This is a genomic window from Pseudoalteromonas sp. JC3, assembly GCF_030291895.1.
Classification (GTDB): domain Bacteria; phylum Pseudomonadota; class Gammaproteobacteria; order Enterobacterales; family Alteromonadaceae; genus Pseudoalteromonas.
The window spans coordinates 510766-530323 of record NZ_CP127856.1; the positions used below are offsets into that span (position 1 = coordinate 510766).

The following is a 19558-nucleotide window of genomic DNA, read 5'->3' on the forward strand; positions in this document are numbered from 1 at the left end:
TAACGAAAGAAAGTAATGAGTAGCAAACCTGGTATTTTTAGTTTTAATGCAGCACAGATCGCAAGTTCTATGAGGGGACAGTACCGTGCTGTTCAACCCTATGAGAAACTTAGTCTGCAACCAGGTGAGCAAGGACTTTCTTTGGTGATAGAGTTGCCAATGGATGCGCGTATTGATGACCGAGTTAACGTTGTACTAACAAAGCACGGCGAGCGAAATGCGAAGTGCGAGGTCTCTTTGGTGGTTGATCCGGAGTCGTATCTCACTAAGATTGTCGAAATTAAAGTAAAGCAATCGCTTGATGCAGGTCCTTACTTTATGCAATTGAACCTAGTGGGACTCCACGATTACCTAAAGAACGCGGCTGAGTTTGATATCATTTTGAATGAGCGAATTATCGTAAGCGAACCAGTATCTGAAGCGATTACAACTCAGACTACTGGCTTCAAACGTATTTTTAACTCGGCGGTCAGCGCTGTATTATCCGTTTTTTAGCGACTATGTTGGTAATGAAATCTTACCCATAGAAAAAGGCAGCACATCGCTACCACCTGATACGGTTTCATTCGCAAGTAGCGCAAATAAAGCGGCCTCTTTGGCATCAGGGTTGATACCCAGTTGTGAGAAATCCTTGATTAAAACACGGTTATTCAAGTGGCTTTCAATTCGCGCCATTAAAAACACATTATGAATTCCACCTCCGCTAACATATAGCTCTAATTCAGTTGCACCAAGCTCGTTCACCGCATTTGCGACAGCGATAGCTGTGAATTCGGTCAGTGTCGTGATGATATCTTCATGATTATAATCTTTTCCATCCAACGCATGATGCACGAAGGCTTGATTAAATAACTCTTGTCCAGTTGATTTTGGAAGTGGCTTATCAAAGAATTGGTGTGACAGTAATGCTTCGAGAAAAGGCAATTGAATTTTTCCACTAGACGCAATCTCACCATTTTCATCGAATGGTAGCCCTAATACGTGGCGACAATATTGGTCTACTAATGTGTTTCCTGGACCGATGTCACTACTCATACTCTGCGCTAGTGCACAATTTTTTGGTAAATAAGTAAGGTTTGAAATACCGCCAATATTGAGCAAAACCCTATCGATACTTGTGTCCGAATATAACAAATAGTCACCATATTGCACGAGAGGGGCTCCCTCATATCCTTTGGCGATATGCTTTTGTCTAAAGTCTGAGATGGTGATGATGTTCGTTTTTGCCGCAATAATATCGCCGTCAACGATCTGCAATGTGCTATTTAATTTTTCAACGTCTGCAAAGGCTTGTTTTGGACAATGGTAAAGTGTTTGTCCATGACTCGCTATTAAATCAACAGTGTCGGCTGCGACTTGCCATTCTTTCAAAGCATTATTGATTAGACTTGCGTACAACTCGCCGAGCCACGCATTTAATTGACATAACGTCTTAAGACTTACCTGTGATTTAGACGCATGATCACTGAGAAGCTGCTTTTGCGAAGAGTCGTATTCTATCGTGGTAAATTGTTCGACTGTTAGCTGTGTTCTTTTCCCGGCACCTTCAATTTTACATAACGCAATATCTAATCCATCCAATGAGGTACCGCTCATAAGTCCGAGTATATATTTGGTCTTTTTTTCCGCGATCGTGGCGAGTTTAATAATATCTGTTTTCATTTATAATGCGCGCTCCATGATCAATGCTTTTGCCTGTTCATACTTTACGCCGGACAAGCTGCCAAATCCTTCAAGTTGTCTGAATTTATATATAGTAAAATAGGGGCAATTTAAGCCTAGTAAAAACAACGTTTTGAGGTGAGTAGAAAAATTTACGCCGCGTTGCGATGCAAATTGCGAAGCGTCTCTTAAAATATTTCGTGTTGTTTCAATATCTAATTCCCGGCTCTCTTGTGCATTGACGATCAAATGCTTACCGCTGCAGACCCCGCAGTGACCGCATTGTTCTGGTGCGTGCATATCGCCGAAGTAGCTGGCAAGCGCTTTGTGATAGCATGAAGTTAGCTGGAAAAATTTGAGTAAATGTCTTAGCCGTGCAAGTTCGCCTTGCTCTTTAATTTGTGATTGCTGGTAGAAAGACTCAACCAGTTCATTAATGTTAACTTGTTGGATAGGCTTTGAATAAACCGACGTATATTTAGCGACTTTTACGTCAATCAGTTGTTGGTTTTGCAAATACTCAACGACTTCTTGGGCTTTAGCCTGTGGGATGTTTTGCTCGCTTAATGCTTGATGTGAAAGTAATCCCCACTTCTTTTTGAATTCAAAACACGAGAATAGCTGAGTCAAAAACAGTTGCCGCTCAGGCGAGTACTTGGCTAATATTTTATCTTTGTCTTGGCTGAATGCGATGCTTAGCTCCGCAAAATAGCTGTAGTTTACTTGTAAGTATCCTTGCAGTTCGAGCTGGACAATAAGTGTTTTTAGCACCAATTGATTAATATTGGTTTTATAGGCAAGATCGTATTCATTGAGGTGATAATCTGTAGCTGGATCACCGAAAAGTTCATCAAAAAGCAGCGTTAACGACTCTCGCTCTAATGCACTGGCGTAAACGAAGTTCTCTAATGTGGCAATTTTTTCATTATTAATTAAAGCAACGCAATGTGCATTCTCGCCATCTCTGCCTGCCCTACCCACTTCTTGGCTATATCCCTCAATAGATTTTGGCATATCATAATGTAGTACCCAGCGAACATCGGGTTTGTCTACACCCATACCAAATGCAATGGTAGCTACAACGATAAGATTTTCTTTCGCTAGAAAATCTGCTTGAATTTGCGCCTTTTTTTCGCTCTGCAATGATGCGTGAAAAGCTTCTGCAGGAAAGCCACAAGCAGTTATCATTTTTGCTACTTCTTCTGCTTGCTTTTGCTGCGTGACATAAACGATACCAGCGCCTTTTGCCTTTTTTAAAAAGGCGAGTAAATATTCGTCTTTTTGAGATTCGCTAATATGCGCCGCACTTAAGAATAGATTCTTCCTGTAAAAGCCCGTTCTAATGATATTTTGATCGGATACATCGAATTTACCCGCCATATCGCGTGCAACTTTATTTGTTGCTGTCGCGGTGAGTAATAGCACTTGGTTGATACCAAGTTCATGGCGATATTTGGCCACTTTTAGGTAATCTGGCCTGAAATTATGTCCCCATTCAGAAATACAATGCGCCTCATCAATGACAAGAAAAGAGATATTGCTTTGTGATAACAAGGTACGTGCTTTTTGGCTATTAAGCCGCTCGACTGATATAAAGAGGACTTTAAGTGCATTGTCTCGCACCGCATTTTCTATGCGCAACGTTTCCTCTTTGCTTTGAGTACTGTCAAGACACGCAGTCGCAACGCCTTTACTTTGTAGGTAATCTCGTTGCTCGTGCATTAGTGCCAATAGTGGTGAAACGACTAAGCACATCCCTTGCTTCAATATTGCTGGTAACTGATAACACAACGACTTGCCTGCACCAGTTGCAAAAATAGCGATTGCACTTTGACCTTGCAGTATAGATTCAATGACTTCCGATTGCCCCGGGCGTAGTGTCGTATGTCCAAATGTACTTTGTAGTGTTTGAAAGAGTTGCTGCTGTTGAGTCATCCTGAATCTTTTCTATATTTTTCTGAGATATTCGCTATTGTGCCATTTAAATTGGTGATTGCTTCATTGACGCGCTCAATGTCACTACGCTTAAATGCATGACGTCCAAGCATAAAATGTATAGCGTTATCGTTAACTACATAAGGGTGTAGCTGAATGCTTTGATAGCCTAGCTTGTTGATATAGTAGTAGCCTGCGTCTTCATCTTCAATCAGAAAATCGACGCGGTTTTTAGCCACCATTTCTATTCGTCTGTCTAAGCTCGCGATTTCAAACAGCCGCTTGTCGTACCAATCGATTTTTTTTATTTGTTTCACTTCCTCACCGTAATAGGCTCCGGGATTAGCCGTGAATGTATAACCTGCAGAAAACAACTCGATTAAGTTGCTATCGAGATCTATTTCCTTGTTAGCAAACAAGCGCATTTTTTCACGCCGATATGGCGAGGAGAAGTAAGCGATTTTTGCTCTATCGACGCTAAAACTTGCCGATGGCAATACATCAATTAAGCCCTTCTCAAGCTCGGTGATCCCACGTGCCGATGAAGGAAGTTGAATGAACTCGATACAAAACCCTGCTCGTTCAAAAACTGCTCTAGTGATATCTACATCTATGCCATAAGGACGAGTGCCATACATAACAAAAGGCGGCCAGCTAGAGCCAATGCCGATTTTTAGCGATGATTGATCCGCGCAATCGGAAGCGTAGCTTTTTGGAAAAACTAAAACGAATAATAAAACGGATAGACGAATAAGCACTGCCAGAACTTATGACTCTTTTATGAAGTTCATTATGTCATTATGAAAGACCAAGCAGAAAAAGAAAGAAGAAATTGGTGATAAAAGTCATATAATGGGTAACTTTATGTTTATGTGAATAAAAAATGAGCTTGACTGGCAAGCTCATTAATTGGGGATGGTTAGATTAGTTAGTTACTGCCTTCCATACATCAGCGGTTCCTGGTTCTTCACCTTGAGTCCACCATTTTGCTTCAAAGACATTACCGTTATGAATTACTCGGTCACCACCGACATATACTGTTGAGCGATCCCAAGTGGGGTATTGGGCGCCACCGTCTTTAATCGTAACATTAAATGTTGTATCAACAGCGTTCACCCCGTCTGATACGGTAACAGTTACTGGGACGGTTGTGTCGGCAGTGACATTTGCAGCAGTAATAGTCGCCGAGCTACCATTTGCTGCTACGCTTAGCTCGGCTGGTGCACTCCAGCTATAGCTAAGCGCTTCGCCTTCAGGGTCAGTTGCTGACACATTGACTGTAGCCGAGGCCCCTTCATTAACCACAATATCTGAAACCGGTGTAACGACAGGCGCTGCATTTGCACCTTCTGGGTTTACAACAACAACGATTGTTTTGGTTGTTGATAACGCGCCGTCATCGACCGTTACAGTCAAGTCGTAACTTGTCTGTTGACTGACTGAAGGAGCAGTTACAGCCACAGCTGAAGTGTTGTTAGCAGATAAAGCCAAACCAGGCGCAGCAACCCATGAATAAGTTAATGGATCATTGTCTAAATCGCTTGCTTGCGCATCGACATTCACAACCTGACCTGAGGTTACATTGATTGGTCCAGAAACTCCGATAGAAGGGGCACGATTAGGGATCTCACCTGCTGTAAGGCCATCATACATTGCATTTAGAATGTCGCCATTATCAGCGTCAATTTCCCAACCAAATAAACCAGCCAGTTGATGAGTGTTTGCATACTGACCTTTTGCGATAACGCTGCGTGGGCTATCGTAAGTGATGAGTTTACCGTTACTTCTGTTCCAAACATATGCTGCTTGTGCTTGCTCATCGTAGCCTACTTCATAACCATTAACACCTGAACCACCTTGGCCTACAGCGTTTGCTGCAATAGCCTTGTAATCCATAATGCCAGGCTCCCAAACACCTTCACTTGTAGAGCCAGTCAACGGGCCATTGCCCGGCGCCGTCATCGGGTTACCTGGGATTGTGGCATTTGCATCTAGCACTCCTTCCCAGCCGCGGCCGTACATTGCAACGCCCATAACGAGCTTAGAGGGCTGCACACCTTGTTGAAGTAACAATTGAATTGCATGGTCGCCAGTATATGCCGGGCCTTTACGTGGCACTCCATTGTCGTCAACGCCTGTACCGTTACATTCGTCTGTGCTGAGATGAGAGCCACAGTAGATGCCGGTTTGATGACCCGTTTCATTGTTCCAAGCGCCATAGAAGTCATAGGTCATCGCAAAGATATAATCCATATACTGCTGAGCAGCTTGGTAATCTACATCTTCAATCTTGTCATAACCTGCACCTATTGCAGAAGTGAGTTCATATTGGCGTCCGGTTTCAGCTTCTAACTCATCTAGCATTGCACGCAGCTCTTGCATTAGCGCCACATAGGCTGGACCGTCGTTAATTGGGTCGCCTAAGTCTGGGTTTGGACCATCACCACCCGGGAATTCCCAGTCGATATCTACACCGTCATAAAACTTCCACGTTTTAAGAAATTGTTTTACAGACGCGACGAAAGTGTCGCGGTTTGCTTTATTTGTAAAGCCATGGAATGGATCAGATAGCGTCCAACCACCCACTGAAGGCAGAATTTTAAGGTCTGGATAACGTTGTTTTAGCGCCATTAATTGAGAATATACACCGCGAATAGGATCTTTTGCATCCACCCCTGGCATAGACTTTTGCACTGCAGCCCAAGGGTCGTGAATGACGACTTCATAATCTTGAGAGTCAGCACATGCAGTTTGAAGCGCTCTCCAACTATTACCATTTTCGATGGATTTTAGCGACTCGTTAGGTCCGCAAATCGGAATAAAGCCATATAAAATGTGCGATAGGTTATGAGCTGGGATCTTAGTTACGTCGTAATTACGGCCATATATGCCCCATTCGACGAAATATGCACCGGTTACACGGCCTGGTATTGTACCGTTATTACGGTTGTTCGGATCTACATTCATAGGAAGTGGCGCTAGATGTGCACCGTCAGTGTCGGCAATGACGATTTCTTTCCCTGCGCTTCTTGCACATACGGTACCTTCACACAGTTCTAAATAAAGCTGATGGCGACCCGATTTAGTGTAGGGGAATTGTACTACTCCGCTTTTAGTACCAGCTGCAAGCGTACCTTGGTTTACGAGTAGATCATCAAAATATACTTTATAGTTGTCACCGCCAGAGCCACTCCAAGCATTCCATTTGATGCTAATATCGACAACATCTTTGGCTTTTACCAGTTGCTTGTAAGAACCTAGCCCATCAACGTTAACTTCAACGAACGAATACTGTTGTGGCTGCCAATCTAATGTTGGTGTAGAAGGGGCTGCAAGTGCCCCGCCACTCAGTAAGGCAAGTCCTATATAGCTGGTTATTTTATTAAGTTTCATATCTTCAACCTTATTGTAGTTACATGTTGTACCCAATTAATTTGGGTTTTCTTTAAATTGCTTTCCAAACATCGGATGCGCCGGGCTCTTCTCCCTGCGTCCACCACTTGGCTTCATACACTTTCTGTTGATGCGTAACTCTGTCGCCTGCAACATAGGTAGTTGTACTATTCCAAGCTGGGTATTGGTTATTGGTGCTATCTTGAACGGTAATTGAGAAACTTACGGTCGTGCTTGCTTTGCCATCGGTGACATTAAGTTCAGCCTGAAAGGTTTGATCAGCCGTCACTTCTGGTGTTGAGATGGAAATCGTGTCACCTTCGCCACTAAAGCTAAGCGGTGCAGGAATACTCCAAATGAATGTCAGTGGGTCATTTTGGTCGTCAAACGCATGAGCATGCACTGTCGCTTGGCTATTTTCTGCGATGCTTTGGTTAGAAATTGGATTCACCGTAGGAGCGGTGTTGTCACCCCCTTTTACAACGCTAAGATTGCTGGTGTAAGCGGCATGTGGCAAAAAGACTTCGTTTGCTAATAAGGCGTTTGCATCAAACGCAATTGAACCATCCGGTTGCTTAACACCAATGTTGACCTGATTTCCGTAATTGCTATTAAGATAAAGAGCCAACTCAGCTTGCCATGTTGATGCATTAGTGGAGGTTACATTCAAGTTATGGCTAATTAATTCATTCCCAGATTGGTCAAACGTCCTAAACCACACGCTATCACCGGCTTTAGCATCTTGCCCTTGCTTTAAGAAATAGCCGCTGCTCACCCATTCTGGTGGCGTGCCTGTTGAGGTTATTGTGATATCAGAGCAATTGTAAAATCCCTCTCCTGCTACATCAAACCGCTGCCAACGGGTATATAAAACTGCATCGCCCTCACGGCCTTGCGGTATATCTATTTCCATTTTATAGAAGCGTTTACCTTCTGGATCCACAACGAAATCAATATTGCCAAATTCATTAATAAGCTCTAAATCATTCCAAGTTAGAGGAGATGTATCGCCATCGTAGTTTGGCTTTGACAGGAAAAACTGCCAAAAACTGGGATTATGAGGTGTTGTCGCCCTAAAGCTAATGGCAAGTTTATTTTGAGCGTTTGGCTCTACAACTGTACGCTGCCAGTGTGGTGAGACAACACTCATGCCACTTTTGTTTGGGTCACCAGCTGAGCAAAGCGTACCATTGGGGATATTCGCTTTTACTGCCTCTAAGTTATTGTAGTCAGCGGTATTGGTCGAAAATTCATGCTCTTGCACAAACTGAAAATGGCCTGAGTCTAGAAAAGCTGCTCGACACGCTAAATTTGGGATATTTGAGCCATCATCCGGCCACCAATAACCTCCTTGCGCTTGGCAGATCGCTTGTCTTGCTTTGGGAAAGTCCATAAAACCATGAGCTGAAACTGCGCTTGAAAGCAAAACTGAGGTTGCGCCCAAAAGACCAAGCGCATATTTACGGTGTAAACTATTCATGCTTATTCGCCTTTTATAAAGGGGAGCAAAGCTCCCCATTTATTATTTACAAGTTGCAAACCTTGGTATAGTCGCTACTGACTGATGGTTGCTTATTGCTCCACCATTTCGCTTCATATACCGCGTTTCCTTCAACAATTAAATCACCTTGAGCTGCATGTGTGCCCTGTGGCAAGTTCGGGTAAACCACAATTTGACTGATAGGTGTACCTTTACAGCTAGTTACCGGATCTGTAGGCCCTGTGCCAGGTGTTGCGATTGGTAGGTCGTTATATTCACTGGTAAATGCATAGCGATTACCGTCTTTCTCAACCACAAAGTTAACAGGGCCAGAAATCGGCATGTAGTACATGACTTGGGCATTGATGGTTTCACCAGGAGCAAAAGACTTAGGCGTTCCACCCCACTCGTTCACAAGCGTGATTGAGAATCGATGGAATTCGTTTTCGAAGCCGCCAATATTATTTCCCGCAGCATTTGAGCCATTTACGTCAACTGCCATGCCAAGTTTTTCTTGCGCATTCCAGTTAGATTTGAAAATGGCCGAAGTCGCAACAGGAACATCAAATGAAATTTTCGCGCCACTCAAATCTATCGCTGAGTTATTGGTAAAGGCAAAAGTTGGTGCTATTGGATAGTTAGCATCTCCAGCTGGAAAATCTTTGGCAACAAACGTAACATCAACTGCTGAAGCTGGTTTTACAAAAGTCTTATTTCCTTGTTTAACCGAGTATGGTGTGCCACTTTGGTTAAACTTGTTGTAGGCTAAGCTTGTTAGCGATGAACCCATGAAATATTCATTCTTGCTCACATCATAATCGAAATCGCCTGCAAGCTCCCAGAACATGATACCGCCTAGTTCTTGGTTGATGACATAGTCGACTTTGGCGGCCATTGACTCTTCATCTTCTATGGATAGGAACACATTCTTAGTGGCATTCCAAAGCCAAGGAGCAACCGCTACCGAATCATAATGGCGCGTGTAGCTGCCATTAATTTGATGCTCAGGGTTATTAACTGGATCTAGTCCATAATCACTTAGGTAACTACCTAACACGCCATTTTGAAGGTTTTTAACATGCCAAAGTGGGTTCGAACCTGCCGGTACTTCTAAGCCAACGTCGTTCTTGTCGTGCCACAAGTTATCAATACCTACAGCACCATTACCACATTTATTCTTTTCACCGCTACCAGTTCCCGGAGGACAATCTGCTTGGTTAGGTAATGCAGCCTGCCCCCAAAGGCCATTTGTACCGCCTGTTACATCTCTAAAACCGCGAGTATAATAAGGAATACCAATGTTGATGCGTCCTGCGGAGACCGAGCCTCTGAAATATTTGACCGCCCAATCGGTATTGAGGTAACCAATTCCTTCAAACTCTTTGGTGCCATATACATTCCATTGTTTAAGCTCTGAATCTTCGCCAGTGTCGAATAGCGATGCGTTATGACCAACGTGCTGGTTCCACGCTCCGTGTAAGTCATAAGACATGATATTGACGTAATCTAGATACTTGGTGACTTGGAATGTCTCCATACCACGTAGAAGGTAACCAGAAGATGGTGATGCGATCGTCAATAGATAGTGTGTATTGTCTTGTTGGCCAGCTTGGTCTAATGCTTCTCTTAGCTTTTTCATCAACACTTGATAAGAAGCATTCAATGCTGCTCGACGCGGGTTTGATATCGCAAAATCATCTGGGTGACCAGAGTCATTCATAGAAGATGGATATTCATAGTCGATATCGACACCATCAAAGTTGTATTTACGGATAAATTCAACTGAACTTGCTACAAACGCATCAATACCTGCGTGATTCACGCTGCCATCTGCATTGGTCGTCATCGTATAGAAGCCGCCGCTGGCAACTCGCTTACCTGTTTCGTCAAAGTAGCCACCAGTTTCTGCCCAACCGCCGACTGAGATCAAGGTTTTAACATCAGGATGCTGTTTCTTAAATTTGTTCAGCAAGTTAAAGTGACCGGTATAAGGAAGAGACGGATCCATCTCTGCACCAGCAACCCCCGGCCAAGTCATGTTCGTCGCTGCATTGTTAGGAGCTGTTGGATTGCCTATTGACACCTTGTTATTGGCATCAACGTGCGCGAAAGCGTAATTGATGTGGGTGATCTTATCCCAAGGAATATCATCAACTAGATAGCTCGGTTGACCATTCTTACCCGTTCTCCAACTAGTAAAGTAACCGATGACACGTCTAGGGTGATCAGTGCCCATTTTCTCGCGGCCATTCTCGTCGTAAATATCACAGTAGTTAGGCGATGTGTTAGGGGTCTGATATAGGCCATGTGGAACACAGTTGTTTACAACTGGTGGCGTTTCAACGACATTCGCACTGAGTACGCTCTCTGCTGTGGCACCGGTATTGTCTTCAACAATAAGTTTTAAAGTTACGGCGCCCAGTTGCGTTGGTGTCCAAGTATGCTGAGCTGGTGCTGTTGCACTTTCAAATGCGACTTGGTCGTTAATAAGCAGTGTTAGTTTTGCTATTGAGCCGTCGGGATCTGAACCATCAAGAACGATGTCTACAGGCTGATTAATAACCAGATTATTACCTCCGCCTAATGAAAGGTTTGCTGTAGGTAACTGATTTCCTGCCGTATTAACGATGACATTGGTTATTAATGTGTTGGACACAGCTTGCTTGTCATCTGTTGCAACTACTGAAATTGCGTGTGTTCCAGCGGTAGCTGACCAGTTAAATGAAAAATTATCACCTGTCGCTGTGGTATCAATACCAACTGACGTGCCATCTACAAAAAACTCTACCTGCGCTACTTGGCCATCACTATCTGTTGCATTTACAGAAATGGCAACGCTGTCATTTTCGTTAAAAGCGCTGCCATCAGCTGGCAGTAAGCTCTGTACTGTGGGTGGTGTGTTTGTGACAACGCTGTCACAGCCCCCCAATTTTTTCCAATCATCCCACTGACCCGAATGGGTAACTGGATCAGCCTGAGTCCACCATTTCGCTTCAAAAGCTTGTTGCGATTTTTGTACTTGAGCACCACCATTGTATGCCGAATTTTGTGACCATTCAGGTAAGCCATCACAATTATAAGCATATGAGTTAGCGCAGAAAATGGCTCCGAGGATCGAAGCCATTTGCGATAATTTAAGGGTCTTTACATGTTGTTTCATAGTTTGGTTCTCCAACCATTTATTGTATTTGGTTAACAATAACAACATAAACCTAACACATAAAATCAATATGGCAACAACATTTTTCTCCAGCCGATAACGTTAACGTAAGCGTAAATTGAACCGTGTTTTTCATCAAAATGTAACACTAAATGATTGATTCATATGCTTAGTTTTGGTTCGCTGACACATGGAAATGAAACTGTAATTATTTAATATTAAGCGATAGTTGCTAGCCACATCTCTAAATTTATTACAGTTACCAGTTTGTTTCTTATGCATATATTAAAAAGTTATTAATCAGGTTTAAGGGTAATATTAGACTTAAGGCGTATTTTAACGGTTTCTTGTCGTGGCTTCCTTTTTGAACTAAGTTTAAATTAATTCATTTAGGAGATTGAACTTTGGAATTTGCTGAGCTATCAACGACTTCAAATGAAGCGATACGAGTGCTTTGTCTCGATGATGAGACGAATGTGATACGGTCATTAAATCGCTTATTTCGTCAAAATGGAATACACGCCGAGCTCTGTAGTGATCCACAGACGGCCTTGGCGCTTGTCCGAGACTCCTCCTTTGAAGTTGTTATTAGTGATATGCGGATGCCTGAAATGGATGGCGCCACATTTTTGCATGAAGTAAAGCGTATTTGCCCAGATACACAACGGATATTACTCACAGGATACTCTGATCTTGCTTCAACAATTAAAGCCATTAATGAAAGTGGGATCCATGCATATATTCAAAAGCCTTGGGATAACGATATACTCGTACATACTGTGAGAGAATGTTCAGAGAAATACAGGTTAAAAAGCGTCAATAAGAGACTAAATGAAGAGATAGTACAAAAAAATGCGCAACTTACAGAGTTAAATGAAAACCTTGAAGGACTTGTACAAAAACGCACTGTGCAGATCCGCAAAGTGTTAAGTCAACTAGAGCAAGCTAATCAAAAAGAACGTAAAGAACATCGGGCTACCGTCGAGTTACTTTATAATTTTCTGAATGCAAATCCATTTATCGATGGTAAAAAAGCGAAGAGCATAGCCAAATTATGTAAAATTATAGCTAAGAAGCTAGAACTCTCTAGTGAATTAGCTGAAACGGCTATGATGTCAGGGTATTTAGCAGAAGTAGGTTTACTTGCTATGGACCCAGAAATTTATAAATCGCCACCCAGAAAACTAAGCGAAGCCCAAAAGAAAATTTATTATACGCATCCTTCCATTGCACAGCTTATGTTGATGCCAGCGCAGCACCTATCTGACGTATCCGAGGCGATTTATCATCAGTTTGAAAAATTTAATGGTCAAGGGATCCCTAAAGGTCTTAAAGGCAAAGAAATTCCTTTGGGCTCACAGATACTTGCGGTCGCCCGAGATTATTATGACAACTTATACAGCGCTAACGGTTCTGATAAAGAGAAAGCCGATTTAGCGCTAGATCTTATCCGAACCTATAGAGGAAATTTCTACTCCCCAGAAGTCGTTGATATTTTAGAGACAGCAGTGAGTAACAACGAGCTAGGCCAAGAGCAAGTCGGTTCGGTTGATATATTGACAACTGAAAAACTCAAGCCTGGCATGATATTAGGTTTAGCGCTTCACAGTAATCAAGGAATTTTATTGCTACCAAAAGGCCATATCTTTACTGATAAGTCGATAGATAAACTTAAGCAGCTGGAAACACAACGCCCAATCCCCTTTCGAATTATGGTCAAGCGATAATAATAACTTATCGACTTATCGACTTATCGACTTATCGACTTATCGACTTATCGACTTATCGACTTATCGGCGACTGCACTATCGAATACTCGTTTGCTGGTGTTGTGTAGATAATGGTAAATATAGCTTTTGAGCCGTTAATTGGATCAATGTCATTAAGCCGTCAAATTATAGTGGCTCGAGAATAACGGACTTGTATTAGAGCAGTACGCCTATAAGAACACATCATACAAATTTGTAAACTCGCTCAGCTTACTTTCTACTAAAACTATTAATAAAAAAAGCCCAGTAAACTGGGCTCGTTCAACTAACTACTAAACTAATCTAGTAGTTTATTAAGTGCTTGAAGCGGGTGTTTTGGTTTTTCTCCACTAAAGCGTTTAACCTGACACCGACAAGAGAAGCCAGTCACTAATATTTCATCTTGAGCTGCGTTATCAATATGATGCTGCCATGAGGATTCGTAGAGCGCTTTTGAGTTTTCTTGATTTTGCGCTTCGTGGCCATAAGTTCCCGCCATGCCACAACATCCTGTATTAACCGCTTCTAAATTAGAGTTCAACTTATTAAAAATACCTTGCCAAACATTTTTAGATTCAGGCATCGCTGTTGTTTCTGTACAGTGACTTATCAATGTAAATTTTGATGGACTGATTGTCGCAGCCGTTGGGATATCGACTGTTGCAAGCCATTCATGTGCTAATTGTACCTTAAAGTCTCCCCTGCTCTCTTTGAGGATATCATTATATTCATCGCGATAGCACATCACCAAAGAGGCATCCAGCCCAACTAAAGGTCTGTTATACTCACTGACAGTATTTAAAAACTCTGCGGCAGTCTTCGCGGTCGATTTAAATTCCTTTAAATAGCCTTTAACGTGTTGTGGCTTACCGTTCGGTTTGAATGGTAACACGAGCGGATAAAACCCAAGCTTTGATATAACTTGCACAAAGTCCGATACTAGTTCTGCTTCATAGAAACTAGTAAACGGGTCTTGAACAACAAATACCACGCTTTGTTGTTCTTCATCGCTTAACATTTCAAAACTGTGTTCTGAATAAAAGTGTTTGCTTGAAACTAATTTGCTAAGTTGCACCTTACTTAGCGATGGGGAGTCAATATACCCAATCAGCCGTTCAACAAAAAAGTTGGATATGCGATTACTTTGTAGAGCGTTAACTAAATTTGGAAACTTAGCCATGGTAGGCAGTGCTCGCTCAATATTCGCAACTAAGTAGTCTTTAAATGGACGATTGTAACGGCTGTAGTAAAAGTTTAAAAACTTAGCTCGAAACGTAGGAACATCCACTTTTATTGGGCAAGCCGTTGTGCATGCTTTACAGGCTAAACATTCATCCATTGATGCTTTAACTTCATGGGAAAAGTCATATTCGTTTTTCTTTCGGGTATTGAGAAAGCGCTCCCACCAAGTAGTATCATTTTCATGATTGATTAATTGCTTTTCTGCAGCAATCAAATCTACCCCTTTATTGTTTTGGAGTCTTAACCACTCTTTAAATAACCCAGCGCGTCCTTTTGGAGAGTTTCTACGATCTTTGGTTACCTTGTACGATGGACACATTGGTGAGTTGTCATCATAGTTGAAGCAAAGTCCGTTACCATTACAATTGATTGGCGCTTCGTAGTTTACTTTTACTTCAGTTGGTATTGTACGGTCAAACCAAGCTCTTTTCTGTGCATCGACTGACACTAATTGATCGCTTGAATCCAGTGGTGTACAAATTTTTCCAGGATTTAGGCGATTGTTTTTATCAAACAAACTTTTAATTTTTCGAAGTTCATTAAATAGTTGCTCACCGAAAAACTCTGGTCCATATTCACTTCGGTAACCTTTTCCATGCTCACCCCACATTAGTCCTCGGTATTTTGCAGTTAACGCTACTACTTTATCTGAGATCACACGTAGTAGTCTTTCCTGTTTGGGGTCGCACATATCAAGCGCAGGGCGCACGTGTAAAACACCGGCGTCAACATGACCAAACATGCCATAATCTAATTGGTAACTATCAAGCAACTCTCTAAATTCAATGATAAAATCAGCAAGGTTTTCAGGTGGAACGGCTGTATCTTCAGCAAAAGCAAGTGGCTTTTTATTACCCTTTGCGTTACCCAACAAGCCAACTGATTTTTTACGCATCGCATAGATCTTAAGGATATCCGCTTTATCATTAGTAAGTTGATAACCAATAACCCCCGCTTCTTTGTTCGCAATAAGCTGATCTAATCGTTGACATAAACTATCGACTTTAGACGAAATTTCATCTTCGGATTCACCATTAAACTCAACCATGTTAAGACCTTGCATCTCAACACCTGGGACATCTTGAATTAAGTCCGATACTGAATGCCAAATGATGTCTTCTTTGGCAAGACCTAGAACTTTACTATCTACAGTTTCGACCGATGTAGCATTAGCGGAAACCAAGAAAGGGCTGTTTCTAAGCGCTGATTCAAATGAGTCATATTTGATATTGATTAGGGTTTTATATGGCTGAATTGGCGTTAAATTAAGTTTTGCTTCGGTTACAACACCAAGTGAACCTTCAGAACCCGTAATAATTCGAGACAAATCAAAAGTAGTTAGTGAATCGTCGAATACATTTTCGAGGTCATAACCGGTTAAAAAGCGATTTAGTCTCGGAAATTTTTCAAGTATAAGTGCTCGATTGTTTCGACAGATCTCGATGACATTCGCATAAATGTGAGAAGTCTTTGAGTTTTGCTCAGCTAGTAGCTCCGCTTTATCGATCGCTAACTTCGAGGTATTTAACTCTGTTCCATCCACTAAAAAGGTTTTAAGCCCAAGAACATGATCGCTTGTTTTGCCATAAACGAGTGAACCTTGGCCCGACGCATCAGTATTTACCATACCACCTATTGTTGCTCGGTTACTGGTGGAGAGATCTGGCGAAAAGAAATAGCCGTAAGGTCTTAGAAAGTCATTAAGCTGATCTTTGATCACACCCGCCTGAACTCGAACCCAGCCTTCTTGTTCATTGATCTCAAGAATTTCTCTCATGTGTCTCGAGAGGTCAATCACAATACCGGGTGTAAGTGATTGACCATTCGTACCAGTTCCTCCGCCTCTAGGACCAAAAGTGAGAGACAAAAATGGGTCTTGTTGAGCGATTTCAAGTGCAAGTTGTACGTCTCGATTTGTTCTAGGAAATAATACTGCTTGAGGGATTTCCTGATAGATACTATTGTCGGTTGACGTAACAAGACGAGTTGCATAACTCGTATCAATGTCCCCACTAAAACCTGCATCAGTTAGTTTACTTTGATAGAGGTTGATAAGTTCGTTTGCAGAATCCTGCTGACTAATATTTGCGATCATGACGGTATATTTTACTTGCTTTGAATTAATTGTATCACGAAGGATTAATGATCAACTTGAGAATTTTATGGTTTGTTACAATTGGAAATAGTTTATTTCACCACATACCTTATACTCATATTGTATAGGAGGAAATAACATGAAAATTATTTACGACCTTGTTGGTATTGTATTTTGTATTCTAGCATTGATCTTCTTTGTTGTGCCCGGTCCATCGGTTATCTTTTTACTGGCGGCTCTGGTGTGTTTCTCGATGAATCATGAAGGCGCTAAGAAGCACTTAAAAAATGTGCAGCGTTTGTTTAGGCTTGGCTGCGAAAAGTTAGATAGGACATTTCAGAAATGAAATAGCCCCAATGTGTTACATTGGGGCTATTAAATTATTTAGTAAACTTTTCAGCTAGATAAAGCCAAGTTTCAAGTACTGTATCTGGGTTAAGTGAAACAGAGTCAATCCCCTCTTCAACTAACCAAGCTGCAAAATCTTCATGATCCGATGGACCTTGGCCACAAATACCTACATATTTGCCTTTCGCTTTAGCAGTTTGAATTGCCATTGAAAGTAGTTTCTTGATAGCTGGGTTTCGCTCATCAAACAGATGCGCAATAAGACCAGAATCGCGGTCTAGACCAAGTGTTAACTGGGTAAGGTCATTTGAACCAATCGAGAAGCCGTCGAAATATTCTAAAAACTCATCAGCAAGCAGGCAGTTTGATGGAAGTTCACACATCATAATGACTTTTAGACCGTTCTCGCCACGTTTTAGACCATGAGCTTCAAGAATTTCAATAACTTGAGCTGCTTCTTCTAGGGTACGAACGAATGGGATCATGATTTCAACGTTGGTTAAATCCATCTCGTTGCGAACACGTTTAATGGCTTCACACTCTAATGCAAAGCACTCTCTAAAGTCTTCAGAAATGTAACGAGATGCGCCGCGGAAACCAATCATTGGGTTTTCTTCTTCGGGCTCATACTGCTGACCGCCAACCAAGTTTGCATACTCATTTGACTTAAAGTCAGACATACGAACGATTACACGCTCTGGAGCAAATGCCGCACCTAGCGTAGAAATACCTTCAACTAGCTTGCTGATATAGAACTCTACTGGTGACTCATATCCTGCGATTAGCTCTTTAATTTCAGCCTGTAGCTCTGCATCTTGCTTATCAAAATGAAGTAGTGCTTTAGGGTGAATACCAATCATACGGTTGATGATAAATTCAAGACGCGCAAGACCGATACCTGCATGTGGTAACTTCGCAAAATCAAACGCGCGATCTGGGTTACCTACGTTCATCATTATCTTCATCGGAATAGCTGGCATTGCATCGATGCGAGAAGAAATAACATCGAATTCAAGTTCACCTTTGTAGATATAACCTGTGTCGCCTTCAGCACATGAAACTGTTACCGTGTCGCCATTGGTGATCAAATCGGTTGCATTACCACATCCAACCACCGCTGGGATCCCCAGCTCACGTGCAATGATTGCAGCGTGACAAGTACGTCCACCACGATTAGTTACGATAGCAGAGGCACGCTTCATGATAGGCTCCCAATCAGGATCCGTCATATCAGTAACAAGTACATCGCCTTGCTTTACCGAGTCCATTTGATCAATTGAAGACAGGACTTTAACTACGCCTGAGCCAATCTTATGACCGATTGCACGACCTTCAACAATAACTTCAGACTTTGATTTTAGCTGGAAGCGTTCCATTACGTTCGCATCTTCGTTTGAACGGACGGTTTCTGGACGGGCTTGAACGATATAAAGCTTACCGTCGTTGCCATCTTTTGCCCATTCGATATCCATTGGACGACCGTAATGCTTTTCGATAATAACAGCTTGCTTTGCTAATTCTTCTACTTCTGCGTCTGTAATCGAGAATTGGTTAGATAGTGCTGAGTCTACATCAACAATCTCAACTTGCTTTCCGTGAGACTCATCACTTGAGTAGATCATTTGGATTGCTTTTGAGCCAATATTTCTCTTAAGAACAGCTGGTTTTGCTTTTGCAAGCGTTTGCTTATGAACATAAAATTCATCTGGGTTTACTGCGCCCTGAACTACCATCTCGCCCAAACCATAGCTAGAAGTAACGAAGACAACGTCTTCAAAGCCTGATTCGGTGTCGATTGAGAACATAACACCAGACGACGCTTTGTCTGAACGCACCATACGCTGAATACCAGCAGAAAGCGCCACGCCTCTGTGATCATAGCCTTGGTGTACACGATAAGAAATTGCACGGTCATTGAATAGCGAAGCAAAAACATGCTTGATAGCGACCATTACGGCATCAATGCCACGAACATTTAGGAAAGTTTCTTGTTGGCCAGCGAAGGAGGCGTCTGGCATATCTTCTGCTGTTGCTGATGAACGAACAGCAAAGGAGACATCTTGGCTTGCGTCACCGTGTAACTGGCTATATGCGTCACGGATTGCTTTATCTAATTCTGGTTGGAATGGTGTATCGATAACCCATTGTCTAATCTGGGCGCCGACTTTGGCTAATTCGTTGACATCGTCAACATCGAGAGTATCTAGGATTGAGTGGATTTTTTCATTGAGGCCTGATTGCTCAAGAAATTCATTAAACGCATCAGCAGTTGTTGCGAATCCACCAGGTACTTGTACACCAGCGTTAGCAAGGTTAGATATCATTTCACCTAGAGAAGCGTTTTTACCACCAACTCGAGGTACATCTTGCATACCCAACTCTTGATACCAGAGAACGTAGTCTTGCACGGAACTGTCTCCAAAACAAATTGTATTAAATGTGAGAGATTAATTGACCTTTCCACTTGGTCAAGGGCATTCTACAACGGTAAGGCA

The 19558-nt window shown here is 42.2% G+C and carries 11 protein-coding genes; 3 read left to right on the forward strand and 8 right to left on the reverse strand.

Features of this window, described 5'->3' with window-relative positions:
- Positions 1 to 15: 15 nt before the first annotated feature.
- Positions 16 to 495, forward strand: coding sequence for a hypothetical protein (locus tag QSH61_RS20995; protein WP_174169164.1), 480 nt, complete (start codon positions 16 to 18; stop codon positions 493 to 495).
- Between the two features lie 3 nt (positions 496 to 498).
- Here QSH61_RS20995 and QSH61_RS21000 read toward each other — a convergent pair whose 3' ends face one another.
- The 6 genes from QSH61_RS21000 to QSH61_RS21025 all read right to left on the reverse strand — a co-directional run bounded on the left by QSH61_RS21000 (position 499) and on the right by QSH61_RS21025 (position 11630).
- On the reverse strand, positions 499 to 1662 hold the full coding sequence (locus QSH61_RS21000) for an anhydro-N-acetylmuramic acid kinase (RefSeq protein ID WP_174169163.1): 1164 nt from the start codon (positions 1660 to 1662) through the stop codon (positions 499 to 501).
- Entirely contained in the window at positions 1663 to 3597 is a 1935-nt protein-coding gene (locus tag QSH61_RS21005; protein WP_174169162.1) for a RecQ family ATP-dependent DNA helicase, read from the reverse strand.
- Positions 3594 to 4355, reverse strand: coding sequence for a substrate-binding periplasmic protein (locus tag QSH61_RS21010; RefSeq protein WP_010605518.1), 762 nt, complete (start codon positions 4353 to 4355; stop codon positions 3594 to 3596). Before QSH61_RS21010 ends, QSH61_RS21005 begins: the two co-directional genes overlap by 4 nt.
- Before the next feature lie 166 nt (positions 4356 to 4521).
- Entirely contained in the window at positions 4522 to 6990 is a 2469-nt protein-coding gene (locus QSH61_RS21015) for a glycosyl hydrolase family 18 protein (RefSeq protein ID WP_010605519.1), read from the reverse strand.
- Positions 6991 to 7042: 52 nt separating this feature from the next.
- Positions 7043 to 8470, reverse strand: a complete 1428-nt coding sequence (locus tag QSH61_RS21020; RefSeq protein WP_174169160.1) for a lytic polysaccharide monooxygenase — start codon at positions 8468 to 8470, stop codon at positions 7043 to 7045.
- 46 nt (positions 8471 to 8516) lie between these two features.
- Positions 8517 to 11630 carry a glycosyl hydrolase family 18 protein gene (locus QSH61_RS21025; RefSeq protein WP_206471348.1) on the reverse strand — a complete coding sequence of 1038 codons (3114 nt, stop codon included), beginning with the start codon at positions 11628 to 11630 and terminating at the stop codon, positions 8517 to 8519.
- Positions 11631 to 12034: 404 nt separating this feature from the next.
- On the opposite strand from QSH61_RS21025, the gene nosR reads away from it, so the two are divergent.
- Positions 12035 to 13357, forward strand: a complete 1323-nt coding sequence (nosR, locus tag QSH61_RS21030) for a response regulator c-di-GMP phosphodiesterase, NosR family (protein WP_206471349.1) — start codon at positions 12035 to 12037, stop codon at positions 13355 to 13357.
- A gap of 319 nt (positions 13358 to 13676) precedes the next feature.
- Here the strand turns inward: nosR and ydiJ are convergent, their stop codons facing one another.
- Positions 13677 to 16715: a D-2-hydroxyglutarate dehydrogenase YdiJ gene (ydiJ, locus tag QSH61_RS21035; protein ID WP_206471350.1), complete on the reverse strand. Its 3039-nt coding sequence runs from the start codon at positions 16713 to 16715 to the stop codon at positions 13677 to 13679.
- Between the two features lie 139 nt (positions 16716 to 16854).
- Here ydiJ and QSH61_RS21040 point away from each other — a divergent pair, with 139 nt between their 5' ends.
- A complete protein-coding gene (locus tag QSH61_RS21040) occupies positions 16855 to 17061 on the forward strand; it encodes a PGPGW domain-containing protein (protein ID WP_174169156.1) in 207 nt (68 codons plus the stop codon).
- 34 nt (positions 17062 to 17095) lie between these two features.
- Here the strand turns inward: QSH61_RS21040 and ppsA are convergent, their stop codons facing one another.
- Complete coding sequence (gene ppsA, locus QSH61_RS21045; protein WP_010605525.1) at positions 17096 to 19471, reverse strand: phosphoenolpyruvate synthase; 2376 nt, start codon at positions 19469 to 19471, stop codon at positions 17096 to 17098.
- Between the last annotated feature and the right edge of the window lie 87 nt (positions 19472 to 19558).